The 25,396-nt window shown below is 60.3% G+C and carries 25 protein-coding genes and 1 pseudogene; 14 read left to right on the top strand and 12 right to left on the bottom strand.

Annotated elements, in window-relative coordinates; translation table 11 throughout:
- Positions 1-3 precede the first annotated feature (3 nt).
- On the top strand, positions 4-1,308 hold the full coding sequence (gene efeB, locus C4J88_RS12885; RefSeq protein ID WP_124407126.1) for an iron uptake transporter deferrochelatase/peroxidase subunit: 1,305 nt from the start codon (positions 4-6) through the stop codon (positions 1,306-1,308).
- Positions 1,309-1,334: 26 nt separating this feature from the next.
- A complete protein-coding gene (efeO, locus tag C4J88_RS12880; protein ID WP_124366947.1) occupies positions 1,335-2,153 on the top strand; it encodes an iron uptake system protein EfeO in 819 nt (272 codons plus the stop codon).
- Positions 2,154-2,216: 63 nt separating this feature from the next.
- Here efeO and pssA read toward each other — a convergent pair whose 3' ends face one another.
- On the bottom strand, positions 2,217-3,560 hold the full coding sequence (gene pssA / locus C4J88_RS12875; RefSeq protein WP_124407125.1) for a CDP-diacylglycerol--serine O-phosphatidyltransferase: 1,344 nt from the start codon (positions 3,558-3,560) through the stop codon (positions 2,217-2,219).
- Positions 3,561-3,685: 125 nt separating this feature from the next.
- Between pssA and C4J88_RS12870 the strand changes: the two genes are divergently transcribed.
- Together C4J88_RS12870 and C4J88_RS12865 are read left to right on the top strand one after the other, a co-directional pair.
- On the top strand, positions 3,686-4,249 hold the full coding sequence (locus C4J88_RS12870; protein ID WP_124407124.1) for a TetR/AcrR family transcriptional regulator: 564 nt from the start codon (positions 3,686-3,688) through the stop codon (positions 4,247-4,249).
- Between the two features lie 42 nt (positions 4,250-4,291).
- Complete coding sequence (locus C4J88_RS12865; protein WP_124407123.1) at positions 4,292-4,771, top strand: nuclear transport factor 2 family protein; 480 nt, start codon at positions 4,292-4,294, stop codon at positions 4,769-4,771.
- A gap of 132 nt (positions 4,772-4,903) precedes the next feature.
- On the opposite strand, the gene C4J88_RS12860 is transcribed toward C4J88_RS12865, so the two are convergent.
- Both C4J88_RS12860 and C4J88_RS12855 read right to left on the bottom strand, forming a co-directional pair.
- Complete coding sequence (locus C4J88_RS12860) at positions 4,904-6,061, bottom strand: PQQ-dependent sugar dehydrogenase (protein ID WP_124407122.1); 1,158 nt, start codon at positions 6,059-6,061, stop codon at positions 4,904-4,906.
- A gap of 11 nt (positions 6,062-6,072) precedes the next feature.
- Positions 6,073-6,384 (bottom strand): hypothetical protein, encoded by a 312-nt coding sequence (locus C4J88_RS12855; protein WP_124407121.1) that lies wholly within the window; start codon positions 6,382-6,384, stop codon positions 6,073-6,075.
- 186 nt (positions 6,385-6,570) lie between these two features.
- Here C4J88_RS12855 and C4J88_RS12850 point away from each other — a divergent pair, with 186 nt between their 5' ends.
- Positions 6,571-7,410 carry a Ku protein gene (locus tag C4J88_RS12850; RefSeq protein ID WP_124366941.1) on the top strand — a complete coding sequence of 280 codons (840 nt, stop codon included), beginning with the start codon at positions 6,571-6,573 and terminating at the stop codon, positions 7,408-7,410.
- A gap of 24 nt (positions 7,411-7,434) precedes the next feature.
- Positions 7,435-9,966 carry a DNA ligase D gene (gene ligD, locus C4J88_RS12845; RefSeq protein WP_124407120.1) on the top strand — a complete coding sequence of 844 codons (2,532 nt, stop codon included), beginning with the start codon at positions 7,435-7,437 and terminating at the stop codon, positions 9,964-9,966.
- Between the two features lie 19 nt (positions 9,967-9,985).
- Here ligD and lpxO read toward each other — a convergent pair whose 3' ends face one another.
- Together lpxO and C4J88_RS12835 are read right to left on the bottom strand one after the other, a co-directional pair.
- Entirely contained in the window at positions 9,986-10,885 is a 900-nt protein-coding gene (gene lpxO, locus C4J88_RS12840) for a lipid A hydroxylase LpxO (RefSeq protein WP_124366939.1), read from the bottom strand.
- 267 nt (positions 10,886-11,152) lie between these two features.
- Positions 11,153-12,490, bottom strand: coding sequence for a Wzz/FepE/Etk N-terminal domain-containing protein (locus tag C4J88_RS12835; protein WP_124366938.1), 1,338 nt, complete (start codon positions 12,488-12,490; stop codon positions 11,153-11,155).
- 333 nt (positions 12,491-12,823) lie between these two features.
- Between C4J88_RS12835 and C4J88_RS12830 the strand changes: the two genes are divergently transcribed.
- Both C4J88_RS12830 and C4J88_RS12825 read left to right on the top strand, forming a co-directional pair.
- On the top strand, positions 12,824-13,210 hold the full coding sequence (locus tag C4J88_RS12830; RefSeq protein ID WP_124366937.1) for a TIGR03067 domain-containing protein: 387 nt from the start codon (positions 12,824-12,826) through the stop codon (positions 13,208-13,210).
- 227 nt (positions 13,211-13,437) lie between these two features.
- A complete protein-coding gene (locus C4J88_RS12825; protein ID WP_124366936.1) occupies positions 13,438-14,676 on the top strand; it encodes an MFS transporter in 1,239 nt (412 codons plus the stop codon).
- A 116-nt stretch (positions 14,677-14,792) separates the two neighbouring features.
- Here the strand turns inward: C4J88_RS12825 and C4J88_RS12820 are convergent, their stop codons facing one another.
- The gene (locus tag C4J88_RS12820; RefSeq protein WP_124407119.1) at positions 14,793-15,359 is read right to left on the bottom strand and encodes a DJ-1/PfpI family protein; all 567 of its coding nucleotides are present in this window, start codon (positions 15,357-15,359) and stop codon (positions 14,793-14,795) included.
- Between the two features lie 198 nt (positions 15,360-15,557).
- Here C4J88_RS12820 and C4J88_RS12815 point away from each other — a divergent pair, with 198 nt between their 5' ends.
- On the top strand, positions 15,558-15,893 hold the full coding sequence (locus tag C4J88_RS12815) for a YceK/YidQ family lipoprotein (protein ID WP_124407118.1): 336 nt from the start codon (positions 15,558-15,560) through the stop codon (positions 15,891-15,893).
- Positions 15,894-15,997: 104 nt separating this feature from the next.
- On the opposite strand, the gene C4J88_RS12810 is transcribed toward C4J88_RS12815, so the two are convergent.
- Both C4J88_RS12810 and C4J88_RS12805 read right to left on the bottom strand, forming a co-directional pair.
- Positions 15,998-16,552: a hypothetical protein gene (locus C4J88_RS12810; RefSeq protein WP_372238004.1), complete on the bottom strand. Its 555-nt coding sequence runs from the start codon at positions 16,550-16,552 to the stop codon at positions 15,998-16,000.
- A 328-nt stretch (positions 16,553-16,880) separates the two neighbouring features.
- Positions 16,881-17,174, bottom strand: coding sequence for a hypothetical protein (locus tag C4J88_RS12805; protein WP_124366932.1), 294 nt, complete (start codon positions 17,172-17,174; stop codon positions 16,881-16,883).
- A 243-nt stretch (positions 17,175-17,417) separates the two neighbouring features.
- Between C4J88_RS12805 and C4J88_RS27715 the strand changes: the two are divergent.
- The 3 genes and pseudogenes from C4J88_RS27715 to C4J88_RS12790 all read left to right on the top strand — a co-directional run.
- Positions 17,418-17,842: pseudogene (locus C4J88_RS27715) on the top strand (tyrosine-type recombinase/integrase); the annotation flags it as partial.
- A 20-nt stretch (positions 17,843-17,862) separates the two neighbouring features.
- Entirely contained in the window at positions 17,863-19,449 is a 1,587-nt protein-coding gene (locus C4J88_RS12795; RefSeq protein ID WP_124362737.1) for an ABC-F family ATPase, read from the top strand.
- A gap of 182 nt (positions 19,450-19,631) precedes the next feature.
- Positions 19,632-20,804 (top strand): MFS transporter, encoded by a 1,173-nt coding sequence (locus C4J88_RS12790; protein ID WP_124407116.1) that lies wholly within the window; start codon positions 19,632-19,634, stop codon positions 20,802-20,804.
- Here the strand turns inward: C4J88_RS12790 and C4J88_RS12785 are convergent.
- Both C4J88_RS12785 and C4J88_RS12780 read right to left on the bottom strand, forming a co-directional pair.
- A complete protein-coding gene (locus C4J88_RS12785) occupies positions 20,798-21,835 on the bottom strand; it encodes a dienelactone hydrolase (RefSeq protein ID WP_124407115.1) in 1,038 nt (345 codons plus the stop codon). The two genes, C4J88_RS12790 and C4J88_RS12785, sit on opposite strands and share 7 nt — an antisense overlap.
- A gap of 192 nt (positions 21,836-22,027) precedes the next feature.
- Positions 22,028-22,639, bottom strand: coding sequence for an FMN-dependent NADH-azoreductase (locus C4J88_RS12780; protein WP_124407114.1), 612 nt, complete (start codon positions 22,637-22,639; stop codon positions 22,028-22,030).
- A 126-nt stretch (positions 22,640-22,765) separates the two neighbouring features.
- Here C4J88_RS12780 and C4J88_RS12775 point away from each other — a divergent pair, with 126 nt between their 5' ends.
- Complete coding sequence (locus tag C4J88_RS12775) at positions 22,766-23,674, top strand: LysR substrate-binding domain-containing protein (protein ID WP_124407113.1); 909 nt, start codon at positions 22,766-22,768, stop codon at positions 23,672-23,674.
- Complete coding sequence (locus tag C4J88_RS12770; protein WP_124362732.1) at positions 23,671-24,021, top strand: MmcQ/YjbR family DNA-binding protein; 351 nt, start codon at positions 23,671-23,673, stop codon at positions 24,019-24,021. Before C4J88_RS12775 ends, C4J88_RS12770 begins: the two co-directional genes overlap by 4 nt.
- On the opposite strand, the gene C4J88_RS12765 is transcribed toward C4J88_RS12770, so the two are convergent.
- Positions 24,016-24,399, bottom strand: a complete 384-nt coding sequence (locus C4J88_RS12765) for a DUF1294 domain-containing protein (protein ID WP_124407112.1) — start codon at positions 24,397-24,399, stop codon at positions 24,016-24,018. The two genes, C4J88_RS12770 and C4J88_RS12765, sit on opposite strands and share 6 nt — an antisense overlap.
- The gene (locus tag C4J88_RS12760; protein WP_124362730.1) at positions 24,396-25,226 is read right to left on the bottom strand and encodes an undecaprenyl-diphosphate phosphatase; all 831 of its coding nucleotides are present in this window, start codon (positions 25,224-25,226) and stop codon (positions 24,396-24,398) included. Before C4J88_RS12760 ends, C4J88_RS12765 begins: the two co-directional genes overlap by 4 nt.
- Positions 25,227-25,396: the final 170 nt, after the last annotated feature.

Raw genomic sequence — 25,396 nt, 5'->3', positions numbered from 1 at the left:
TACATGAGTGATTCAGCACAATTTGACCTTCAACGCCGCCGCGTCCTGCTCGGCATGGCCGCCACCGGCGCGGCGATTGCCGGCAGCACCCTGACCTGTCCGGCCATGGCGGCGGCCGCCGAGCAAGTCACCACCGCGCCACGCAGTGACAAGACCCAGGACCACCACGCGTTCTTCGGCAAGCACCAGAGCGGCATCGTCACCCCACGTCCCGCCTGCGGCATGCTCGTGGCATTCGACGTACTGGCCAGTGACCGTGAAGACCTGGAGCGCCTGTTCCGCACCTTGAACGAGCGCATCGCCTTCCTGATGACCGGCGGCACCGTGCCGCAAGTCGACCCGAAACTGCCGCCCACCGACTCCGGCATCCTCGGCCCGGTGGTGACACCGGATAACCTGACCATCACGGTCTCGGTCGGTGAGTCGTTGTTCGATGAACGCTTCGGCCTCGGCGCGGCCAAGCCCAAGCGCCTGACGCGCATGGTCGGTTTCCCCAACGATGCGCTGGAACCTTCGCAGTGCCACGGCGACCTGAGCCTGCAGTTCAGCTCCAACACCCAGGACACCAACATCCACGCCCTGCGCGACATCGTAAAGAACCTGCCCGACCTGCTGCTGGTGCGCTGGAAACAGGAAGGCAGCGTACCGCCCCAGGCGCCGGCCAAACCCGGCGAGCCGGCGCAGAGTGCGCGTAACTTCCTGGGTTTTCGCGATGGTTCGGCCAACCCCAATTCCAACGACGCCAAGGCCATGGACCAGATCGTGTGGGTGCAGCCAGGCAGTGACGAACCGGCCTGGGCGGCCAACGGCAGCTACCAGGCGGTGCGCATCATCCGCAACTTCGTCGAGCGCTGGGACCGCACCCCACTGCAGGAACAGGAAAGCATCATCGGCCGTGTCAAACCCACCGGCGCGCCGATGGATGGCCACAAGGAATCCGAGGTCCCTGATTACAGCAAGGACCCGGAAGGCAAGCTGACCAAGCTCGATGCCCACATCCGCCTGGCCAACCCGCGCACTCCGCAGACCCAGGCCAACCTGATCCTGCGGCGGCCGTTCAACTACTCCAACGGCGTCAATAAAAACGGTCAGCTGGACATGGGGCTGTTGTTCATCTGTTACCAGGCTGACCTGGAGAAAGGCTTTATCAGCGTGCAAACCCGGCTCAACGGCGAGCCCCTGGAGGAATACCTCAAGCCGGTCGGCGGCGGCTATTTCTTCACCTTGCCGGGGGTCACGGGGCCCGACGATTTCATCGGGCGCACGCTACTTGCAGCAACGCACCCTCAAACCACTGCCTCCACCTAAAACACACTCAGAGCGGATACCGTCCCATGAAGAAGTCGACCCTCGCGTTGTCGTTGCTGATGACCCTTTCGCCACTGTCCGCCTTTGCCGCCACGGCGCCGCTGGACCTGGTCGGTCCGGTGTCGGACTACAAAATCTATGTCACCGAAGAGATCGGTGAATTGGTCACCCAGACCCAGGCCTTCACCGACGCCGTGAAAAAAGGCGACCTGCCCACCGCTCGGAAACTCTATGCGCCGACCCGCGTGCATTATGAATCCATCGAGCCGATCGCCGAGCTGTTCAGTGACCTCGACGCCTCCATCGACTCCCGGGTCGACGATCACGAAAATGGCGTGAAGGCCGAAGACTTCACCGGCTTTCACCGCATCGAGTACAGCCTGTTCTCCGAAAACACCACCCAAGGCCTCGACGCCCTCGCCGACAAGCTCAACAGCGACGTGCTGGACCTGAAAACCCGGGTCGACGGCCTGACCTTCCCACCGGAAAAAGTTGTCGGCGGCGCCGCAGCACTGCTCGAAGAAGTCGCCGCCACCAAGATTTCCGGCGAAGAAGACCGCTACAGCCATACCGACTTGTATGACTTCCAGGGCAACATTGACGGTGCGAAGAAAATCGTTGACCTGTTCCGTGGCCAGATCGAGAAACAAGACAAGGTATTCCTGGCCAAGGTCGACAAGAACTTCGCCACCGTGGACAAGATCCTGGCCAAGTACAAGACCCCGGACGGTGGTTTTCAGACCTACGACAAGGTCAAGGATAACGACCGCAAGGCCTTGGTGGGCCCGGTCAATACCTTGGCTGAAGACCTGTCGATGCTGCGCGGCAAGTTGGGCCTGAACTAAGCCCCCGCGCAAAAAAACACCCAGGCCCCGTTCGGAGCCTGGGTGTTTTTTTGCCCGGTGGTTTTACAGAATCCGGTAGAGCAGCCGCTCGATGCGTACCCGGCTGACCCGGCGCAGGAACTTGCCCACCGCCACCGGGTAATCCACCAGCGTCTGCAGCTGTTGGTAGCCGGCAATGCGCGTGGTGTGCTGGAAAATATGCGCAAGCTCTTGCGCACGCGGCGCCAGCCACTGGCCCTGGGGGTCGTCGATCAGCAAGGCGTTTTCCAGGTCGAGTCGGAACGCCCTGGGGTTGAGGTTATTGCCAGTCAGCAGGGTGTAGCGCTGGTCGATCCACAGGCCTTTAAGGTGGTAACTGTTGTCGCCGTCGTGCCACAGGTGCAGGTTCAACTGGCCGCTGTCGATCATCGGCTGATGGCGCTTGGCAAAGCGACGCAGGCTGATTTCATACAGATACGGCAACGCCGCGATCACCTTGAAGGGTTCGCTGGGCGGAATGTAGAAGTCGTTGGCGGTCTTGTCGCCGACGATGATGTCGATCTTCACCCCGCGCGCCAGGGCCCGGTTGATCTCGCGCGTCACCGGCAGCGGCAGGTTGAAGTACGGCGTGCAGATAGTCAGTTGCTGCTGGGCGCTGGCGATCAGCTCGAGGATCACCCGGCTGAGCGGGTTGTTTTTGCCGACACCGAGTAACGGGCTGACCTGCAAGTGCCCATTGGGCAACTGCCCGGCGCTGGTGTCATACGCCGCATGCTTGAGGCGGCTGCGCAGGTCACCGATGTCGTTGCGCAGACTGCGGGTGGTGGGCGGGTTGGGCAGGTCGAGGCGATGCACCGCCTTGGACGCGACCAGGCCATGTTCCACCAGGTGCTGCATGGAGTCGGCCAGGGCCTGGCTGTGGATCAGGTGATAACGGTCGAAGCGGTACTTGTCGAATTTGTGCAAGTACACGTTGTTCAGGCTGGCGCCGCTGTAAAGCACCGTGTCGTCGATCACAAAACCCTTGAGGTGCAGCACGCCGAACAGCTCGCGGGTTTGCACCGGCACGCCGTACACCGGTACTTCACTGGCGTGACCCTGGGTCATGGCCTGGTACCAGGCGCTATTGCCCGGCTGCTTGCCGGCGCCGATCAGGCCACGCTGGGCGCGCAGCCAGTCGACCACCACGACGATGTCCAACGCCGGCCTTGCGGCTTTAGCGGCGTGCAGTGCGTCGTAGATCTCCTGCCCCGCTTCATCCTGCTGCAAGTACAACGCAACGATGTAGATGCGCCGGGTGGCCTGGGGGATTTTCTCCAGAAGGCAACGCCGATAGGCATCGGCGCTGGGCAGCACCTCGATGGCATCGGTAGACAGCGGGAAACCGCGCAGTTTAGGCAACAGGGAGCGTTTGAAGAACGACGGCATAAGGCTCGCAATGGGTCGAATCCGAAGAGGCCCAAAGCTTACACCATGGGGGTGCTCAGGTCTCGTCGGCGCACAGGGAAAAATGCCCATTGACCAAGAAGAACGATCGTTCTACTGTCTGAGGCATGAACGATATGACTCTTAATGAAACCCGCGACATTATTCTCGACGTGACCGAGAAGTTGATTTATCGCCACGGCATCGCCGCCACCGGCATGGACCTGCTGGTGAAAACCGCCGGCGTCTCGAGAAAAAGCATTTATCGCTACTTCAGCAACAAGGATGAGCTGGTGATTGCCGCCCTGCAGCGCCGCGACGAACGCTGGATGCGCTGGTTGCGCACCGAAGTGGAGCGCAGTGAGGGCAGTGGCGAGCGCCTGCTGGCGCTGTTCAGCGAGCTGAAAAGCTGGTTCGGCTCGGCGGATTTTCGCGGCTGCGCCTTTATCAATACCAGTGGCGAAACCGGCAACGCGCAAGCCCCGGTACGCCTGCTGGCCAAGGCCCACAAACAGAAACTGTTCGAGTACGCACTTGAACTGTGTCAAGCACATGGCACCCCCGACCCGGAGCGGCAGGCCGCGCAGCTCCTGATCCTGATCGATGGTGCCATTACCGTTGCCCTGGTGATGGGCGATTCAACGGCTGCCGATACTGCGCAAGCGATGGCGCGGACCCTATTGGGGCTTTGAACTACTGTCGATGCACTTTCATAACTTTTCAGGAGCCGTTGCATGTCCTCTAACCCAGAAGTCCGCCCACCCCTGCCGCCCTTTACCCGCGAGTCGGCGATTGAAAAAGTGCGCCTGGCCGAAGACGGCTGGAACTCACGCGACCCACACCGGGTGTCACTGGCGTACACGCTGGATACCCAGTGGCGCAACCGCGCCGAGTTTGCCCATAACCGCGAAGAGGCCAAGGGCTTCCTCACGCGCAAATGGGCCAAAGAGCTGGATTACCGACTGATCAAAGAGCTATGGGCCTTCACCGGCAACCGCATCGCCGTGCGCTATGCCTATGAGTGGCACGATGACTCCGGTAACTGGTTTCGTTCGTACGGTAATGAAAACTGGGAGTTTGACGAAAACGGCCTGATGGCCAATCGTTTTGCCTGCATCAACGATTTGCCGATCAAGGAAAGTGAACGCAAGTTCCACTGGCCGCTGGGGCGGCGTCCGGATGATCATCCGGGGTTGTCCGAATTAAGTCTGTAGCCCGATCGTTCCCACGCTCTGCGTGGGAATGCCTCCCGGGACGCCCCGCGTCCCTAATACGCACAGGTGACGCGGAGCGTCAGGGGCTGCACTCCTACGCGGGAGCGTGGGAACGATCCGCGCGGCTGTTACTCAGTCCTGATTCAGCCCAACTCGATACAGCACCCCATCATCCTCATCCGTCAGCACATACAGGTAGCCATCCGGCCCCTGCCGCACATCGCGAATCCGCGCGTTCAAATCACCCAGCAAACGCTCTTCATGGACGACCTTGTCGCCATCGAACTGCAGCCGGATCAGCTCTTTGCTGGCCAGCGCGCCGATAAACAGGTTGTGCTGCCAGGCCTTGAAACGGTCGGCGTCGTAGAACGCCATGCCACTGATCGCCGGTGACTTCTCCCACACATGGTGCGGTGCCACGGTGCCTTCAGCGGTCTTGCCCTTGGCCTCGGGGATCGGCGTGAGGGAATAGTTGATGCCGTGCGTCGCCAACGGCCAGCCGTAGTTCTTGCCGCGTTCGATGATGTTGATTTCATCACCACCCCGTGGCCCATGTTCGTTTTCCCAGATCGTCCCGCTCCAGGGGTTCAACGCCAGGCCCTGTGGGTTGCGTTGGCCGTAGGACCAGATCTCAGGGCGTACCCCAGGCTGGCCAACAAACGGGTTGTCGTCGGGTACGCGACCGTCCGGATAAATGCGTACGACTTTACCCTGCAGCTTGTCCAGGTCCTGGGCGGTGGGCCGCACATTGTTTTCGCCCAGGGTCACGAACAGGTAGCCGTCACGGTCAAACGCCAGGCGCGAGCCGAAGTGGTTGCCGGTGGACAGCTTGGGCTCCTGGCGCAGGATCACCGTGAAGTCCTTCAAGCCGCTCAAGTCATCGGCCAGACGCCCTCGCCCCACGGCGGTCCCGGCCTTGCCATCCTGGCCGCCCCCTTCGGCGTACGACAGGTAGACCATGCGGTCTTGCTTGAAGTCGGGCGACAGCACTACATCAAGCAAACCGCCCTGCCCCTTGGCCCACACCTGGGGCACGCCGGTCAACGGCGCGGACAGCTTGCCGTCCGGGCTGACAAAGCGCAGTTGGCCGGGCAATTCGGTCACCAGGAAACCTTGCCTGTCCGGCAGGAATGCCACCGCCCAGGGGCGATTCAGGCCCTTGGCGACCGGCGTCGCAGTAATGCTGCCTTGCTCACTGGGAAACTGTTGTGCATCGGCGGCTTGAACCGCAGCCATTGGCAGCAGCGTGGTTGCGCAAAGAGCGGCTAGCAGGGTTTTGCGTAGAAACATAAGACGGATCCTTACCGGCGATTGCCGTTGGCATCATAGGTGGGAGCTTTGGTTTCGGTGTTCGGGCGACTGGGCGCGGCGTCACGTTTGGGATAACTGTTGCCGATCCCGCCGTTTTCCACGGTAGGCCGAGGTTGGGTCGGCGCGGTCTGGATGCCGCGAACGGCCGGCGCATTGGGCTGGGTGCCCTGCATGCTGTTGGGGTTGGCCCGGTGGATAGGGCTGTTGTTGGAGTCGTAACGACCCGGCAGGTTTTGCGCCAGGGCCAGGCCCGAGCCCAGCACTGCAACCAGCGCTGCTAGATGACACACATAACGGTTCATGACGATGCCTCTCTATGCCGAGGAGTACGTGCTTTCGATAACACGCTACCCCAGGGGTTCGTCTGGCGACATTAAATTGTTGCTCATCAGGTGTAACACGATCTGTCCGAGCATCCGCTCGCCGAAACTTTTGCCCAGGCCCACGAGTCACCAGAACACAGACTTATCTTTGTAGGAGATGCACTTATGCCCCGGGCAATCTGGAAAGGCGCCATCAGTTTCGGTTTGGTTCACATCCCGGTGTCGCTGGTGTCGGCGACGTCTGCCCAAGGCGTCGATTTTGACTGGCTGGACAAACGCAGCATGGACCCGGTGGGCTACAAGCGCATCAACAAGGCCACGGGCAAGGAAATCACCAAGGAAAATATCGTCAAAGGCGTAGCTTACGAAAAAGGCCGCTACGTGGTGCTCAGCGAAGATGAGATCCGCTCAGCCCACCCCAAGTCGACCCAGACCATTGAAATCATCGCCTTTGTCGCCAGCGACCAGATCCCCCTGCAGAACATCGATACGCCCTACTTCCTGGCCCCGGATAAACGCGGCGGCAAGGTCTACGCGCTGCTGCGCGAAACCCTGAAAAAAACCGGCAAGGTCGCCCTGGCCAATGTGGTGTTGCATACCAAGCAGCACCTTGCCGCCTTGATGCCGCTGGAGTCGGCACTGGTGCTGGTCATGCTGCGCTGGCCCGCCGAGGTGCGCAGCCTGGATGAGTTGGAGCTGGGCAGCGATGTGACCAAACCCACCCTGGCCAAGGGCGAGCTGGACATGGCCAAGCGCCTGGTGGAAGACATGAGCGCCGACTGGCAACCCGAGGAGTACCGCGACAGCTTCCAGGAAAAAATCATGGCGCTGGTGGAGAAAAAGGCCAAGGCCGGCAAGATCGAAGACGTGGAATCGACCGAAGGCAGCGAAGAGCGCAAATCGGCCGATGTGATCGACCTGACGGAACTGCTCAAGCGCAGCCTGGCGGGCAAACCTGCGGCGAAAAAAACCGCGGCGAAGAAATCCAACAAAAAGGCCTCTTGAGCCTGCCATTGGCTGGAGAACGACATGGCAAAGCCCCTGAGCGAGTACAACCGTAAACGCGACTTCGGGATCACCGCCGAGCCCGCCGGCGACTCACCGGCCGGCAAGCGCAAAGCCTCGGCCTTGAGCTTTGTGATCCAGAAGCATGACGCGCGTAACCTGCACTATGACTTTCGCCTGGAACTCGACGGCGTGCTGTTGAGCTGGGCGGTGCCCAAAGGCCCGAGCCTGGACCCGAGCCAGAAGCGCCTGGCGGTCCACGTTGAAGACCACCCGCTGAGTTACGGTGGCTTCGAGGGCAGTATTCCCGCCGGCCAATACGGCGCCGGGGATGTCATCGTGTGGGACCGCGGCATCTGGCAACCCCATGACGATCCGCACAAGGCCTACGCGGCCGGCAAACTCAAATTCAGCCTGGTCGGCGAAAAACTCTCGGGGGACTGGACCTTGGTGCGCACCCGGCTCAAGGGCAGCGGCGACAAGCAACAATGGCTGCTGATCAAGGAAAAGGACCAGCAGGCACGGCCCATCGCCGAATACGATATCGTCCAGGCCGAACCCGCCAGCGTGCTGAGCGACGCGGTGGTCGGCAAGCCCAAGGCCAAGGCTCAGGCAAAAACCAAAGCGGCACCCAAGGCAGCCCCCAAAGCGAGCACGCGCAAGCAGGCCACCGCCGTGCCCGAGCAGTTCTCCCCGCAACTGGCCACCCTGGTCGATCGGGCACCCGAAGGTGACTGGCAGTACGAGATCAAGTTCGACGGTTACCGCATCCTCGCGCGCATCCAGGGAGGTGAGGTGCGCCTGTTCACCCGCAACGGGCACGACTGGACCGAGCGCCTGCCGCGCCAGGCCAAGGCTTTGCAAGCGCTCAAGCTCAAGGACAGCTGGCTGGACGGCGAAGTGGTCAGCCTCAACGGCGACGGCCTGCCGGATTTCCAGGCGTTGCAGAATGCCTTCGACATCGGCCGCAGCCTCGACATCGTCTATTACCTGTTCGACGCGCCCTTCCTGAATGGCCGCGATCAGCGCGAAGACCCGGTCGAAATGCGTCGCGCCGCGCTCAAATCCGCGCTGTCCGCCAGCAAGAGCAAGCTGCTGCGCTTCTCCGAAGCGTTTGCGGCCAACCACCACGACATTTTCGAAAGCGCCTGCGACCTGGCCCTGGAAGGCGTCATCGGCAAGCGTGCCGGCAGCCCTTATGTGTCCAGGCGCAGTGACGACTGGATCAAGCTCAAATGCCGCTTGCGCCAGGAGTTCGTAATTGTCGGTTATACCCGCCCCCAAGGCTCGCGCACCGGGTTTGGCGCGCTGCTGTTGGCGGTCAACGACGACGCCGGGCTGGTATACGCCGGGCGCGTGGGCACCGGCTTCGACCAGGCATCGCTGAAAGCTATCTACACCCAGCTCACCGCGCTCGAGCGCGACGACTCGCCACTGCAAAAGCCGTTGACCAGCGCCCAGGCGCGTGGCGTGCACTGGGTCGAACCGAGCCTGGTCGGCGAGGTGCAATTTGCCGAATGGACCCGTGAAGGCGTGGTGCGCCAGGCCGCGTTTGTGGGCATGCGCACCGACAAGCCGGCCGCGCAGATCATTCACGAGCTGCCGCGCGCGGCCAAATCGGTCAAGGCGCCTGCGGCGAAAAAAACCGAGAAGCAGGTGAAAACCGTGAAGGACCTGAAAATCACCCACCCTGATCGCGTCATCGACAAGCAGAGCGGTACGCAAAAGCAGCAACTGGCACAGTTCTACGCCGACACCAGCGCATGGATCCTGCCGTTCCTGCGCAACCGGCCCGTGTCGCTGCTCAGGGCGCCGGAGGGCATCGAAGGCGAACAGTTCTTCCAGAAGCACATCGAACGCATGACGATCCCCCACATCAAGCAACTGGACCAGGCTCTGGACCCCGGCCATGCACGCCTGATGGAAATAGACACTGCAGACGCCCTGGTCGGCGCCGTGCAAATGGGCACGGTCGAGCTGCACACCTGGGGCGCCACCACGGACAAGATCGAAACCCCCGACCTGTTCGTACTCGACCTCGACCCGGACCCCGCCCTGCCCTGGAAGGCCATGCTGGAAGCTGCGCAACTGACCCTCTCGGTGCTGGATGAATTGGGCTTGCAAGCCTTCGTCAAAACCAGCGGTGGCAAAGGCTTGCACCTGATCGTACCGCTGGCCCGGCGAGACGACTGGGACAGCGTGAAAGCCTTCGCCAAGGCCATCGCCCAATTCATGACCCAGCAACTGCCCGAGCGCTTCACCGCCACCAGCGGCCCGAAAAACCGCGTGGGCAAAATCTTCATCGATTATCTGCGCAACGCCAGGGGCGCCAGCACGGTTGCCGCTTACTCCGTGCGGGCGCGGCCCGGCCTGCCGGTTTCGGTACCGGTCAGCCGGGAGGAGTTGAATGGATTGCGCAGTTCCCAGCAATGGACAGTCGCCAACCTGCACGAACGCTTGCAGAGTTTGCAGGCCGACCCCTGGGCCGGCTATGCCAACCGACAGAAGATCACCAAGAAGATGTGGGACAAGCTGGGCGCGAAGCCACCGAAGTGATCCGCGCCACGGGTGGGGCTCAGATAAGGATGAAGATCAGCGCGAGGCCAGCGAAGATCGCCCACTTTTCCAGGTAGTAGCGCGTGCGGTTGCGCTTTTTGAGCTCCTTGCCGCGCAGCCGGATCTTGTACAACCGGGTAAAGGCGCGGTTGAGGCCGCCGGTCTTGTCGCCTTCATCATTGGGCGAACCCGCAGCGGCCATCACATTGCGGCTGAACCAGCGGTTGAACGCGGCTGCCCAGCGGTATTTCATCGGCCGCTCGATGTCGCAGAACAGAATGATGCGGTTGTGGGCCGTGGTGTTTTCCGCGTAATGGATATAGGTCTCGTCGAACATCACCGGCTCGCCGTCGTGCCAGTAATAGCTCTCGCCGTCCACATTGATATAGCAGCCCGGATCGTTTGGGGTATCCAGCCCCAGGTGATAGCGGTAGGAGCCCGCATAGGGGTCACGGTGACGCACCAGTTTGGAGCCCGGCGGCAGCTCGGCGAACATCGCGGCCTTGATCGAGCCGATGCTTTGCACCAGTTCGGTGGTGCGCGGGCACAGCTTCATCGCCGAAGGATGGCTGTCGCCGTACCACTTCAGATAGAAGCGCTTCCAGCCGGACTTGAAGAACGAGTTGAAGCCCACGTCATTGTATTGCTCCGAGCGCTTGATCTCCCCGGCGCGCATCAGGTTCTGAGCTTCCTGGCGGATCTCTTCCCAGTGCGCCTGCAACGGGCTCAGGTCCGGAAAATCGCTGGGCGACAGATAGGGGCGACTGGGTTGCTTGGAGAACAGATACAGGAAGCAGTTGATCGGCGCCAGGAACGTCGAGTGGTCGCTGAGCTGGCGGCCCAACTTGTGTCGCACCCGGCCACGCAAATGTACATACGCGATGGAGGCAACGTAGAGAGCAACAATGATGAGTTTCAAGGGATTCGTCACACGTCAGGGAGAGAACAGGCTGCTCCTGCGTGCCCACAACGGCCGAGGATGGATAAGCAGCACCTGAAATCACAATTCACATACAGGCGACACGACCGGCTGGAGGACCCTCCGATGTGTGACCATTGGCCGTTATTTAGCCATACTTTGTAACCAAAGGTTAACTAAGAATTGTGAAAAGCTGTCCACTGAGTGTGTTGGGAAGGTTGCGCCAGCGGGCCCCCAGGACCCGCCGGCCAGAGACATCGCTACGGCTTAAAGCTGATCGTCCTTACGTTCACGGCGTGAAAAACTGCTGTCTTCCAATGCCGAATACGGTACCGCCTGACGCTGGGTAAACATGAGGTGGCGGACCAGCGCGACCATCAGCCCGAGCAGTAACCCGCCCACCAGGCTCAACGCAATGACCAGAGCTTTTTTCGGTTTGATCGGTGCCAAAGGCTCCTGGGCGCGACGGTCAATTGTCACCAGCTTCAGGTTGCTCATGTCGATGTTCAAACCACGCAACCTGGCGACTTCGGCGCGAAGCGGCTCGACGTCCTGCAGGAAGATGTCTTCATTGCCACGTTTGCGCAGCACTTCAACTTCGCGGTTGGCGTCCAACAGCTGGAGTTCCTTGCCAATTTCGGCAATACGCGGATTGGTGAAGTCATCGCTGGTGCGCTTTTGCAGCGCGGCGCGTTCGGCCTCCAGGGCCTCGGTACCCATGAAGTACAGCGGAATTTTCTGATTGTTGACTTCGGTGCGCATCACCTGGCTCGAGCCGGTTCGCGCGGAGTCGGCCATGGAGGATGGCGTGGTCGGTGTCCTGATCCCCATGGACTGAGCGATGCCGATGGCTTCAGCCAATTCCGCCAGGCGGTTGGTCCGCTCCATTTTCATCTGCAAGCGCAGGGCGCTGAGTTCGTCCTGCAATTGGGCGCGCTTGAGACGGTCCGCCTCGAGCAACTTGGCGATTTTCGATTCCTTTTCGGTGTCGTAGTTGGCCCGGGCGGCGTCGATCTTGCCCTTGAGCTCAGCCAGCCGGTTGTTCACGATCACCTTGAGGTCGGCGCCGACCTGCTGACGCTCTGCGGCAATGGCGTAGTCGACAAACCCGTTGAGAATTTTCACCCCATCAACATCGGTCGGGTACTGCAATTCCAGACGGATGTAGTTGCTCAGCGAGTCGGACTTCTTCGGGTCCGGCAGGATCAGATTGACCGAGTTCCGATTGAAGGCTTCAAAACTCTGCTCCAGGGTTTGCCCCGGTTTCTGAAACGCCTTGAACAATTCCTCGTGATCCTTGAAGAACCCAAGGCGAGCCTCGTAGGAGTCCAACTGCGCGCCCACTTTGAGCAACGCATCGGCGGGCGGCAATTTATACACTTCAGAGCGGTTCAACGCGTCCAGCTCGTTGATCGCCGCAGGCCGTAGCACGCTGCTGACCTCGTAGGTCTTGGGCGCCAGGAAGGCATACCCCGCACCTAGAACGCCCGCCAGAACCGTACAACCCACGATCAGCTTTTTTTGTCGCCAGATGGCGTGAAACAATTCAAACAGATCAATTTCATCAGACGCTACAGCGGGCGCAGGCGGGGAAGTACGATTCAAAATAAGCACACCTTAATTAATACTAAAAGGCCATCACTCGAAGAAACCCTAAAAGCTTCAAATCAGGGACAACGCCCTGAGCACGGCGGACCAATGGCAATCTGACTACTGAGTCTGACGAAAAATCCCGCGTATTTAAGGATTATTTCTGCTTTATGTCGATGTGTAGCCAAAAAGATATTTCGATGTGGGATTAATCACGCTACAAGCGTAGCTAATACAACATGAAAATGCTGTCAAATAGCTGTCCCATAAAGAAAAAATCCTGCCACCTGAAAGCACTGATCCTGTGCGGATACAATCCCCCTCCCCCCTTCAGCAAAAGGAAGTTGCATGTCATCCCCTTCAGTCACGGATTACCACGCCCTGCAAGGTGCCTGGGAGCAAACCGCCCTGGAAGACAATGGCGTACTCAATCCTGCCGATGCACATAGCGCGCCAGGTGCCATCACCAGGATCAGCGGCGACACGTTTGAAGTCGTCACGGTCGAGGGCGACCTCTTGCTGGCGGGGCGTTTTGTCCTGGATGCCGAAACCACGCCCAAGAGCATTACCTGGGTGGATGCCATCGGCGCGGACGCCGGCAAGTCGCTACCAGCCAGCTACCGGCTAGAAGGTGATCATTTTGTATTTATCGCTGCCGATGAAGGCATGCCCCGGCCCACCGTGTTCAGTACCGGCCCGGGGCAAACCATGCGCACCTTCGTACGCCGGGCATGAACGGCGCTCTTATCCGCTTTGATCATCGCATTTTCACAAGGCCTTCACGTTCCGGCCTATAGGGTGAAGCCTACCTACTCCAGTGATTCCCTTGGCCCGCCGTTATGTGCGGGTTTTTTTTGCGCGCAGAAAAACGCCCTGGGCCAGCGCGAAACTTATCGCCAGGCGCGCAGGTCACTAGCCCAACGCGTGTCCGGCCCCTGGACAGCGTCCTGGAAGGTTGCATCGTGGCCCATCATTCAGACCTGCGCATTGCCTTGTCCCTGGACAGCCTGAATTTCTTCCTCGCGGATGTGCGCGACGGCCTGGGCCCGTACCTGGCGATTTATCTGCTGGCGGTACATAAATGGGACCCGGCCAGCATTGGCGTGGTCATGACCCTGGCGGGTATTGCCGCGCTGATCACCCAGGGTCCGGCAGGCGCATTGATCGACCGTACCCGCAGCAAACGCGCGGTGATTGCACTTGCCGCGCTGCTGGTCACGCTCAGTTGCCTGATGCTGCCCTTCGTCAGTTCGTTTGGCTGGGTGGCGCTGACCCAGGCCGCCAGCGCCATCGCCGCGTCGGTGTTCGCCCCGGCGATTTCCGCGATTTCCCTTGGCATCACCGGGCCGCGCGCGTTTACTCGGCGTACCGGACGCAACGAAACCTTCAATCACGCCGGTAACGCCGTGGCAGCATTGCTGGCCGGGGGTTTGGCTTATCTATTCGGGCCGGTGGTGGTGTTTTACCTGATGGCGTTTATGGCCGTCGCCAGTGTCATCGCGGTCGGTTGCGTGCCGGGCAAGGCGATCGACCATGAGGTGGCCCGGGGCTTCGACCCCGCGCATCATACTGACCATGAGCAGCCCTCGGGCCTGAACGTCTTGCTCGCCAACCGCCCCTTGTTGCTGTTCGCCATCTGCTGTGCGCTGTTTCACCTGGCCAATGCCGCGATGCTGCCGCTGGTCAGCCAGAAGCTGTCGCAGATCAACCTGCAGATGGCCACGCCATTGACCTCGGCCTGCATCGTCGCCGCGCAATTGGTGATGGTGCCGACGGCTATGCTGGTGGGGGCCAAGGCCGACCTCTGGGGGCGCAAGCCGCTGCTGCTGGCCGGTTTCATGATTCTGCCGTTGCGCGGCGTGCTTTATACCCTGTCCAGCGACCCCTACTGGCTGGTTGCCGTGCAGATGCTCGACGGCATCGGCGCGGGCATTTTCGGCGCGCTGTTCCCCGTGATCGTCAAGGACCTGACCCAAGGCACCGGCCGCTTCAATGTCAGCCTCGGCGCGCTGTCCACGGTATTTGGCCTGGGCGCGGCGCTGAGCAGCAGCCTGGCAGGCTTCGTGGTGCAAATGGCCGGCTACAACGCCGCCTTCCTGACCCTGGCCGGGGTGGCGGCCGTCGCGTTGCTGCTGGTAGGGCTGGCCATGCCCGAGACACTGGCAAAACCATCCTTCGCTCGCCATACACCTGTTGCCTGACATATGCGACAATGCGCGCCAAATTCCAACACACAGATTTTGCGCTCAGCGACCGGGTTTCGCGCCTCGATGTCGCTGTTGGCGCATGTCTGAAGGCTCCTGCCGGGACGACGCGATCACCCATGTTCCGCTGCCAACATTGACCTGAACTGAGAAATGCTCTCTGAAGATAGCCCGGCACCTTCAAACACTGCGCAGGTGAAGCTAACGGGGGCGGTGCCTGGAGCAGTAATGATGCGGTCTGCCATCACCGCTATCGAGCTGCTTCGGTAAAGCGTGCAGCCTTCATAACTGACGGCACTCTGTAAGAAGCCAGCGCTGTTCGAGGTATGAGGAACCGTGTCTAGAAGACCGGCCCTCGCAAGTGCCAGCGTTCCTCCACAGATACCGGCAATGGTTGCTCCACTTGAACGACTGGCATGAAGAAAGTCCCGAATATCCGGGGCTTCTGCACTGTCCCAGACCATCCCTCCAATGACGACGACAACGTCCGGTTTCCAGTCCAGACATTGTTGCAAGCTGCTATCGACCGTTACAGCCAATCCACCCTGCGAACGAAACTGCCCCGTAGTAGGAGCAAAAAACCTGACGTCGATCCCGTAAAACGGGGACGCCGTACCAGCAATGAAAGCATATTCCCAGTCCGCAAAACCGGGTGTCAGTATCAAACCCACGCGTGCCATCAGTCAGAATCCTCCATGAATGTCGTAACATATGACGACAACAAACAGACATCAAGGCCTGCGCCCTACGGCCAGCGCCAGCACGTTCGCAGCAAGAATCTGCTTTTGTGCTGCGCCCATGCTGTCCTCCAGGCAAGAAAAAAAGCCGCAATATGCGACTTCGGTTAACCTTTATGTTTTGTGGCAAGGAGCCATGTGATGTATTCGAAAGTCGTCTTAATGATTTTTGCAGCTGTTTCTGCGTCAGGTTGTGGGACCGTCAATACCACGTTCAGAGACAACGCTATCGCGAGCAACAAGCTTGCCCGATGGCACTCGCACTGTGATTCAGTTCCGAGAATCTATAGCGGTGCCGTTTTTGATTACTGCACACTGAATGCTGAGCCCCGCCACGGCACGGGCTTTGACGGATATCCCTCAGCGTCATTAATTGCGCTTGATATGGCCTTGTCTGGAATGACGGACACGATACTGTTGCCCTATACGATTTATCTTCAGAGGAAGCATGGAGATATAAAAAAGTCGAGTTTCTGATCAGTCTTTCGCCGACGAATTTAATCAGCCACCACTTCTTCAGAGGTGCATTAGAGGTCGTATATCTGAATTTTTGGAAGCAAAACCGCTTTCTTGATCTTCAATCAGTGTTTCAAAGCATCACATTGTGCACGTAGGTCCCTATCGTCGATCGAACCGCAACTACCGTTGTTGGTTCTTGCGTTACACAGATAGCGCTGATCGCGGTCGTCAATGCTATTGCAGCTACCTCCGTTGGTTTCCGCATTGCAGGCATAGCGCAGGTCCCTATCGTCGATCGAACCGCAACTACCATGGTTGGTTCTTGCATTACATAAATAACGCTTATCACGGTCATCGATGCTATTGCAGCTGCCTCCATTGGTTTCCGCATTGCAGGCATAGCGCAGGTCCCTGTCGTTGATCGAACCGCAACTACCACGGCCTTCTTTGGCTTTGCAGTAAGCGCGCTGGTCCGAATCGCCAATACTGTCGCAGCCCGCAAAGGTATAGCCGCTAATCATCATCAGCAGTAAAAAGAATACTCTCATAGTTTTCCTTCCTAGGTTTGCTGGGAACTTAGCCGGTTTTCTCAGCCCGCTATGACGCGCTTCGTTCATCTTTAGCGCCATACACCCCGCCAGCATCGCCACCGCGACCGCCGCTATTAAAATTCGCATGTCGCTTCCTGTTCTTAAATCGAATCGATATCTACAGCGCTCATCGGGCGCAAGTACTCACAACGCCGGATATTTTTTCTGACGGAGATTGCCATGTACGGTCACTGCCATTCCAGCTAAAACACTCCGCATGTCGTTCCCTCTTTGGTTTGGCAGGCCTGCAACAGTTACAGCTGCTTAAATCGAACTACTACGGTGGATGCGAGCATGTCTCCTAAGCGCTTCTGTGAGCCAAAGAAAATAAATATCCAGTCAAATATGATCGCTACCCTCTGGTTCGAATACGTCTTCATCTACAAGGGGCCAAGGCCATGACTGTGAAGTCCAGCTAGCGCGACACCGCCGTCATTTTCGTTGGAAAAAGCGATCTCAGAGCGACCGAAAGAGCCGCCGCTATGAAGGAAGCGGCAATTTTCGAAGATGAATGAATCACATTGAGAAAATCACCGAAGGTCGCCGTCCCCGGATCAGCTTTCAGGAGAAATAACACGATGAAGCCAAGATAGCAGCCTAGAGCACACCCCAAAAAAAGCCTCATTTCAGAACGCGCAAAAGCTATGGAGCGTTGAGTTAACAAAGCACCACTGTGGGCGGCGCTTCTTAGCGACTCGTTGAAATTCATAGGCTGGATCCTTCCATTGATTGATGGCGGACCAATAGTAAATCAACACAAAACAAACCCCAATCCCCCTGCATGCCTGCCGATGACCAGGCCGCTGATCCTCAAGTGCGGTGTACACCCTGACAAATTTGCCGGGGTGAACCTGCCCTCGATCATCGGCGCGTGCCAGGGCGTGATGATCGCAAACAAATGCGACCCGGTCGGCGCCGGCCACGGCTGCGCTTACCGCCTCGGTTCTATCGCAAAAACAGGCGGGACCGTTTCGTATTGTTGTATGAGCGCGCCATGCACGCGTTGAAATTTGCGAGGGAGTACGCGGAGCGTCGGAAAAAGGCAAAGGGAACGTGCTGGAAACGCCCTTCATTTTCCCGCCGTCAAAGAACTCGGAGTACGTGAAACAGACATCTGACCTGCACAAGCAGTGGGTGCCGACGCTCAAAGCTCTGAATATCCGTCGTCGACCGCCATACAACTGTCGTCACACCTATGCGACAATATGCATTATGTCTGGCATGAACCTCGCCTTCATCTCCCAGCAGCTCGGCCATAGCGTGCAGATGCTGCTCTCGACTTATGCGCGTTGGATCAACTCAAGCTCAGATTGGAGCGAAATGGAAAAGCTCCAAATTGGTCCCAAATTGGTCCCAGTTCAAATAAGCGCACTCTAAGCTATTGATAGGTAAAGTAATTGATCTCCACAGCTAACATCACCATGCAGTTCGGCGCCAAGCCGCTCTTCGAGAACGTCTCGGTCAAGTTCGGCGCCGGCAACCGCTATGGTTTGATCGGTGCCAACGGTTGCGGCAAGTCGACCTTCATGAAAATCCTCGGCGGCGACCTTGAACCGTCCGGCGGCCAGGTCATGCTCGAGCCAAATGTGCGTCTGGGCAAGCTGCGCCAGGACCAGTTCGCCTACGAAGAATTCACCGTGCTCGACACCGTGATCATGGGCCACGAAGAGCTGTGGAAGGTCAAGGCCGAACGCGACCGCATCTACTCGCTGCCGGAAATGAGCGAAGAAGATGGCATGGCCGTGGCCGAGCTGGAGACCGAGTTCGCCGAGATGGACGGCTACACCGCCGAATCCCGCGCCGGTGAGCTGCTGCTGGGCCTGGGTATTCCCCTGGAACAGCATTTCGGCCCGATGAGCGAAGTGTCGCCCGGCTGGAAGCTGCGCGTATTGCTCGCCCAGGCGCTGTTCTCCGACCCGGAAGTGCTGTTGCTCGACGAACCGACCAACCACTTGGACATCAACACCATTCGCTGGCTGGAAAACATCCTGACCCAGCGCTCCAGCCTGATGATCATCATCTCTCACGACCGTCACTTCCTGAACAGCGTGTGCACCCACATGGCTGACCTGGACTACGGCGAGCTGCGCCTGTTCCCGGGCAACTACGACGAGTACATGACCGTGGCGACCCAGTCCCGCGAGCAACTGCTGTCGGACAACGCCAAGAAGAAGGCGCAGATCTCCGAGCTGCAGTCCTTCGTCAGCCGCTTCTCGGCCAACGCCTCGAAAGCCAAGCAGGCCACCTCCCGCGCCAAGGCGATCGACAAGATCCAACTGGCCGAGGTCAAGCCTTCGAGCCGTGTGAGCCCGTTCATCCGTTTCGAACAGAACAAAAAGCTGCACCGCCAGGCGGTCATGGTCGAGAAGATGGCCAAAGGTTTTGACGGCAAGCCGTTGTTCAAAGACTTCAGCTTCCAGGTTGAAGCCGGCGAGCGCGTGGCGATCATCGGCCCGAACGGCATCGGCAAGACCACCCTGCTGCGCACCCTGGTCAACGAACTGACCCCGGACGCCGGCAGCATCAAGTGGACCGACGCCGCGGAACTGGGCTACTACGCCCAGGACCATGCCCATGACTTCGAAGACGACCTCACCCTGTTCGACTGGATGGGCCAGTGGACCCAGGGCGAGCAGATGATTCGTGGCACATTGGGTCGCATGCTGTTCTCCAACGACGAAATCCAGAAGTCGGTAAAAGTGATCTCCGGTGGTGAACAAGGCCGCATGCTGTTCGGCAAGCTGATCCTGCAAAAGCCGAACGTGCTGATCATGGACGAACCGACCAACCACTTGGACATGGAATCTATCGAAGCGCTGAACCTGGCGCTGGAGAACTATCCGGGCACGCTGATCTTCGTCAGCCACGACCGCGAGTTCGTATCGTCCCTGGCTACCCGCATCATCGAGTTGAGCGCAGACGGCGTGATCGACTTCAGCGGCACCTATGACGATTACCTGCGTAGCCAGGGCGTGGTGTTCTAAGAACAGCGCATAGCTAGCTGCCGGGGCAAACAGGTTCAAATGTGGGAGGGGGCTTGCCCCCGATGGCGGTGTATCAGTCACCTATGAGTGGGCTGAGCCACCGCTATCGGGAGCAAGCCCCCTCCCACATTAGGCAGCGCAGTGGCATCATGACCGCACCGCCCGCCAGCGAACGAGCTCACATGCCTGCCGCCCCCTCCTCCCTGTCGATCACCCTGCAGATCGTCTCCATCGTCTTCTACACCTTCATTGCCTTCATCTGCATCGGCCTGCCGATTGCAGTAATTCCAGGCTATGTGCACGAACACCTGGGCTACAGCGCCGTGGTGGCCGGGGTCACCATTGGTTCGCAATACCTGGCCACCTTGCTCAGCCGGCCGATGGCCGGGCGCATGTCGGACAACGTTGGCACCAAGCGCGCCATTGTGCTGGGCCTGGCCGGCATCCTGATCAGTGGCGTGCTGACGTTTATCGCGGTGCTGCTGGAGGACCTGCCGGCGCTGAGCCTGACCATCCTGATCGCCGGCCGGCTGTTGCTGGGCGTGGCCCAGGGCTTGATTGGCGTAGGCACCATCAGTTGGTGCATGGGCGCGGTCGGCACCGAACACACGGCCCGGTCGATTTCCTGGAACGGTATCGCTTCCTACGGCGCCATCGCCATTGGCGCGCCGCTGGGGGTGGTGATGGTGGCCGACTATGGCTTCGCCAGCCTGGGCCTGGCGCTGACGGGGCTGGCCGCGCTGGGCCTGGTGCTGATCCGCAACAAACCCTCGGTGCCGGTGGTGCGCGGCGAACGCCTGCCGTTCTGGGCGGTGTTCGGACGTATCGCACCGTTTGGCGCCAGCCTGTGCCTGGCCTCGATTGGCTACGGCACGCTGACCACCTTTATCACCTTGTACTACCTCAATCGCGGCTGGACCGGCGCGGCGTACTGCCTGACGGTATTCGGCGTGTGTTTTATCGCGTCGCGCCTGGTGTTCATTTCCGCCATCAGCCGCGTGGGCGGCTTCACCGCCGCCATCGCCTGCATGCTCATCGAGACCCTGGGCCTTACGCTGTTGTGGCTGGCGCCGTCGACCGGCGTGGCGTTGATTGGCGCGGGGTTGACCGGCATCGGCTTGTCACTGGTGTACCCGGCGCTCGGGGTCGAGGCCATCAAGCGCGTGCCGGACAGTAGCCGTGGCGCCGGGCTCAGTGCGTATGCGGTGTTTTTCGACCTGGCCCTGGCGATTGCCGGCCCGTTGATGGGCGCGGTGGCGCTGAACCTCGGCTATGGCTGGATCTTCTTCTGTGCGGCGCTGCTGTCTGTCACGGCGCTGGCACTGACCGTGCTGCTCAAGCGTCGCGCTTACTGATCGGCCGTCTGTAACCCGGCACGGGTGGCCTCGCCGAGGGTGTGACTGAAAAAGCGCCCGGCCTCGGAGACCAGATCGCGATGGATGCCCTCACGGTCGACGCCGTCGGCATCGGTGCAGATGGCCGGCATCGTCGCCAATTGGTCGCTGTCGCACGGCGCCATGAACACGAAGTGCCCTGCCCCGGCCAACAGTTTGAAGTCCGGCGGCTCCGGCAGTTTGCGCGCCAGGGCGGCGGCGTTCTTGTCCACGGCCACCAATTTGTCGCCATCGCCGCTGTAGAGCAGCACCGGTACGTGCACGTCAGCCAGGGTGTGGCGACCAAACATCAGGCTCAGCGGCGCCATCAGCATCAGCGCATGGATGCGCGGGTCGGCCTGGGGTTGCAAGTCGTCACGGTCGACCACCAGTTCGCCTCTGGTGGTGCAGGCGTCACGGTCCTCCGGGCGCTGCTGGCAATAGCGGCGCAGGCGCTCGAAATCCGGCTTGGCCCCCGCCAGGATCAGCGCGGTTTCACCGCCGGCCGAATAGCCGATCACGCCCACTTGGTCGATGTCGACGAAGGGCGACAGCATCGGGTCGTCCAGCGTCGCGGTGATTGCCTGGGAAATCTGGATCGGCCGGCCATACAGATTGCTCACGGTGCCCAGGCGGCTGTGATCTTTGTAGTTGTCGCCGGGGTGCAGCACCGCCACCACCACAAAGCCCTTGCGCGCCAGCGAAGTGGCCAGGTCATGCAGAGCCAGCGGCGTACCGGTATTGCCGTGAGACAGCATCAGCATCGGGAAACGGCCGATGGCAACCTTGGCGTCTTCGCCGGCAGCCACATGGTAGGCGCCCAACGTCGTGGTGTGCTCGGTGTCGGTGGAGGGGTAGAACGCAATGGCCTTCATCGGCTGCGAATCCAGCGGGTCCAGGACGCTCATGCGATGAAAGCCCACACTCCAATGGGGGTGCGGCGCAGGCGCGGCGTGCACTGAAAGCAGGCCGCCGCACAGGGAAAGAACCAAAACAGCACAGAGACGCATCATGGGGATGTCCACCTTTGCTGCGTGATAACCGGCATGCCGTATGAAAATTCCAGGGTAGTGAACCCAAGCGTGCATAACCTGGGCCATAAATGCAAAAACTCCGTACCCCGCTCGCGCTCAGGCGAACAGAATACAGAGTTTAGACGCCCGGCTTCAGATTGAAACCGGGCGCGACGAACATTTACACAAGCCTTACGCAGCGGCGAACAAGTGCTCGCTGATCAGCACGTTGGCGTCGCTCAAGGCTTTGCTGCGCACTTCGTCGCCGTAGGCCAGGCCTTCAGCACGTACGATTTCGATATCAGTGATGCCGAGAAAGCCGAACAGCAACTTCAAGTAGCCTTCATGGGCGGCACCGGACGCCTGGCCGGCATGCAGGCCGCCGGCGGTGGAGACGATGATGACTTTCTTGTTGCCGCACAGGCCTTCAGGGCCGGCTTCGGTGTAGCGGAAGGTCTGGCCGGCGACGGCGATGCGGTCGATCCAGGCTTTGAGCTGGGTCGGGATGGTGAAGTTGTACATCGGTGCGCCCACCACCACGGCATCGGCGGCGAGAAACTCAGCCAGCGACGATGCGCTCAGTTGCGCCTCATGCTTTTGCGCAGCATCGCGCAGTTCAGCAGCGGTGCCCAACGCACCCAGGGTGGCGCCGGAAAAATGGTTGATGCCTTCGCTGGCGAGGTCACGGTAAGTCACTTCCACGCCCGGCTCGGCGGCCTGCCATGCCTTGACCACGCCGGCGCTGAGCTGACGGGAAGCGGAGTTGTCGCCGAGGATGCTGGAATCGATATGCAACAGTTTCATGGTGGATCTCCGAGGGTGGGATCGACAGGGGCGATCAGATGGTGTTGATGCTACGCATCCAACCAATAGTCGATAAGCCATCTGGAATGCGATAGATTGTCCCACTGACAGGACAATAGGCTGACCATGCAAGACCTCAACGACCTCTACTATTTCGCCAAAGTCGTCGAAGCCGGCGGTTTCGCCGCCGCCGGCCGCCTGCTGGGGATTCCCAAATCGCGCCTGTCGCGGCGCATTGCCGAGCTGGAGGAACGCCTGGGCGCGCGCCTGCTGCAACGCACCACCCGGCAACTGACCCTGACCGCCGTCGGCGAGCGCTACCTGCGCCACTGCCAGGCGATGTTGCTGGAAGCGGAGATGGCCGATGAGGCCGTGGCCAGCATGTCCACCGAGCCCCGTGGGCGTCTGCGGGTCACTTGCCCGGTCGGCCTGGCCCAACAGATCCTGCCGGAACTGGTGGCCGGTTTTCTCGCCGCCCACCCGCTGGTGCAACTGGACATGACCCTGGTCAACCGCCGCGTCGACCTGGTGGGCGAAGGGATCGACGTAGCCTTGCGCGTGCGCGAACTGGGCGACGAAGACCCGTTGCTGGTCACCAAACGCCTGCGCCAGGCACACACCGTGCTGGTGGCCAGCCCGGCACTGCTGCGTGATCGGCAGGTCGACAGCCTGGACGACCTCAGGCAATTGCCGATAATGGGCGCACTCGAGGCGGAACGCATGGTGCACCAGCGCATCATCGACCCCCAGGGCAACGCTCACGAGCTGGTCATGGAGGCGCGCCTGGGCATCGAAGACTTTATCGTACGCAAGACCAGCGCCCTCATGGGCGTGGGCTTTACGGTGCTGCCGATGATGTATTGCGAAGAGGAACTGGCCAGCGGCCGACTGGTGCAGTTGCTGCCGCAATGGTCGTTACCCGGCGGCTGGCTGCAGGCCGTGTACCCGCACCGGCGCGGCGTGCTGCCAGCTATTCGCGCCTGGATCGACTACCTGGAAGAAGGTTTCAAAGGCTGTGGAGATCGCCTGCTATGAGCATGACCGAAGCGCAAGTCGCGCAATTCTGCCTGAGCCTGCCGGGCGCACGCGAGGACTACAAATGGGGCGGCGTACGGGTGTTCTCGATTGCCGGCAACAAGATGTTCGCGCTGCAGAACCTGCGCGGCGACTCGCTGGCGTTCAAGGTCGACAAGGAACTGTTCCTCGGCCACGTCGACCGCCCAGGCATCCACCCGGCGCCGTACCTGGCACGCGCGCAATGGATCATCATGAACACGCCCTACCCGCTGGCGCCCGAGGAACTGCGTGGCTTGTTGCAGCGCTCCCACCAATTGGTGGTGAGCAAGTTGCCCAAGCGCACGCAGGTGGGATTGTTGCTATAGGATCGACAGCAGCGTGCCGCCGAGAAACAGCTGGTCCAGCCAGAACACCTGGTGCAGCAGCACGATCACCCAGAACAGCACCTGATAAGACACCTTGCGCATCTTGTGCCGGAACACCTGCTGGGCGATCAACGCCCCCGGCCAACCGCCCGCCAGCTCGACGGCGTGCAGGATGTTTTCCGGGATGCGCCGGCCCTCGGTCTGGGCCTTGCGCTTGTCACTCCAGTACAGAAAGAACGCCACCACGCTGACCACCCCGTAGGCCGCCAACGGCATGGCCGTCTCGCCGCGCTGCCACAACAGCGCCGCACCCAGCAACGGCGCGCCGCACAGCACTAGCAGGACCAACGCCTTCAGGCGCGGATGCTGAATGTTCATGGCTTGACGGCGGTCCAGTCGATCCAGCCGAATTGCCAGGTCGCCAGGATCACCAGGCCGAACGCGATCCGGTACCAGGCAAAGGCCGCGTAGCTGTGGTTGGCAATAAATTTGAGCAGGCCCTTGACCGCGATCATCGCGAAGATGAACGAGGTGACAAAGCCGATGGCGAACACCGGCAAGTCTGCCGGTTGGAACAGGTCGCGGTATTTGTAGCCCGAGTACAGCGCTGCACCGACCATGGTCGGCATGGCCAGGAAGAATGAAAACTCGGTGGCGGTCTTGCGCGACAGGCCGAACAGCAGGCCGCCGATAATCGTCGCACCAGAGCGCGAAGTGCCTGGGATCATGGCCAGGCACTGGGCGACGCCGACCTTGAGCGCGTCTTTCCAGGTGATGTCGTCCACGGTTTCGGCATGGACGGCATGCTGGCGACGTTCAGCCCACAACATGACCACGCCGCCCACCACCAGGGCCGTGGCCACGGTGATCGGGTTGAACAGGTAATGCTTGATCAGGTCAGCGAAAATCACCCCCAGCACCACCGCCGGCAACACGGCAATGATCAGGTTCACGGTGAAGCGCTGGGCGTTGCGCTGAGTGGGCAAGCCGATGACCACATCGAGGATCTTGCGGCGAAATTCCCAGACTACGGCCAGGATCGCGCCCAGCTGGATAATGATATTGAATGCCTCGAAACGCTCGCCGCCGAAGTTGATCAGGTCGGCGACGATGATCTGGTGGCCGGTGCTGGAGATCGGCAGGAACTCCGTCAGCCCCTCGACCACGCCAAGAATCAATGCCTGTATGGCAGTCCAAAAATCCATGCTTTCTCCAAAGGTCACGCGCCTGGCATGCCTCTTATGTTTTTTAAGTTCACTGACAACGAGCGCGCTGCAGCGCCCGGCATCGATTCTCAATGCCGGACTGCAAAAATTCCGTGAAAAATCAGGCAGTACTCAGGTTTTTCGATTACGGGCCGAAAGCCTATCAGACA

It is taken from the genome of Pseudomonas sp. R4-39-08, assembly GCF_003852275.1.
Classification (GTDB): Bacteria; Pseudomonadota; Gammaproteobacteria; order Pseudomonadales; family Pseudomonadaceae; genus Aquipseudomonas.
The sequence above is the reverse complement of the archived record's forward strand: the minus strand, read 5'-3'. Positions and strand labels throughout refer to the sequence as shown.

Coding starts and splice junctions, on each gene's coding strand:
- C4J88_RS12785 (WP_124407115.1), bottom strand. CDS start 21,835: ATGATGCGTCTCTGTGCTGTTTTGGTTCTTTCCCTGTGCGGCGGCCTG.
- C4J88_RS12770 (WP_124362732.1), top strand. CDS start 23,671: ATGAGCATGACCGAAGCGCAAGTCGCGCAATTCTGCCTGAGCCTGCCG.
- C4J88_RS12760 (WP_124362730.1), bottom strand. CDS start 25,226: ATGGATTTTTGGACTGCCATACAGGCATTGATTCTTGGCGTGGTCGAG.
- C4J88_RS12815 (WP_124407118.1), top strand. CDS start 15,558: ATGTATTCGAAAGTCGTCTTAATGATTTTTGCAGCTGTTTCTGCGTCA.
- C4J88_RS12790 (WP_124407116.1), top strand. CDS start 19,632: ATGCCTGCCGCCCCCTCCTCCCTGTCGATCACCCTGCAGATCGTCTCC.
- efeB (WP_124407126.1), top strand. CDS start 4: ATGAGTGATTCAGCACAATTTGACCTTCAACGCCGCCGCGTCCTGCTC.
- C4J88_RS12820 (WP_124407119.1), bottom strand. CDS start 15,359: ATGGCACGCGTGGGTTTGATACTGACACCCGGTTTTGCGGACTGGGAA.
- pssA (WP_124407125.1), bottom strand. CDS start 3,560: ATGCCGTCGTTCTTCAAACGCTCCCTGTTGCCTAAACTGCGCGGTTTC.
- C4J88_RS12855 (WP_124407121.1), bottom strand. CDS start 6,384: ATGAACCGTTATGTGTGTCATCTAGCAGCGCTGGTTGCAGTGCTGGGC.
- C4J88_RS12810 (WP_372238004.1), bottom strand. CDS start 16,552: ATGCGAATTTTAATAGCGGCGGTCGCGGTGGCGATGCTGGCGGGGTGT.
- C4J88_RS12805 (WP_124366932.1), bottom strand. CDS start 17,174: ATGAATTTCAACGAGTCGCTAAGAAGCGCCGCCCACAGTGGTGCTTTG.
- ligD (WP_124407120.1), top strand. CDS start 7,435: ATGGCAAAGCCCCTGAGCGAGTACAACCGTAAACGCGACTTCGGGATC.
- C4J88_RS12865 (WP_124407123.1), top strand. CDS start 4,292: ATGTCCTCTAACCCAGAAGTCCGCCCACCCCTGCCGCCCTTTACCCGC.
- C4J88_RS12850 (WP_124366941.1), top strand. CDS start 6,571: ATGCCCCGGGCAATCTGGAAAGGCGCCATCAGTTTCGGTTTGGTTCAC.
- C4J88_RS12830 (WP_124366937.1), top strand. CDS start 12,824: ATGTCATCCCCTTCAGTCACGGATTACCACGCCCTGCAAGGTGCCTGG.
- C4J88_RS12775 (WP_124407113.1), top strand. CDS start 22,766: ATGCAAGACCTCAACGACCTCTACTATTTCGCCAAAGTCGTCGAAGCC.
- C4J88_RS12860 (WP_124407122.1), bottom strand. CDS start 6,061: ATGTTTCTACGCAAAACCCTGCTAGCCGCTCTTTGCGCAACCACGCTG.
- C4J88_RS12765 (WP_124407112.1), bottom strand. CDS start 24,399: ATGAACATTCAGCATCCGCGCCTGAAGGCGTTGGTCCTGCTAGTGCTG.
- efeO (WP_124366947.1), top strand. CDS start 1,335: ATGAAGAAGTCGACCCTCGCGTTGTCGTTGCTGATGACCCTTTCGCCA.
- C4J88_RS12870 (WP_124407124.1), top strand. CDS start 3,686: ATGAACGATATGACTCTTAATGAAACCCGCGACATTATTCTCGACGTG.
- C4J88_RS12780 (WP_124407114.1), bottom strand. CDS start 22,639: ATGAAACTGTTGCATATCGATTCCAGCATCCTCGGCGACAACTCCGCT.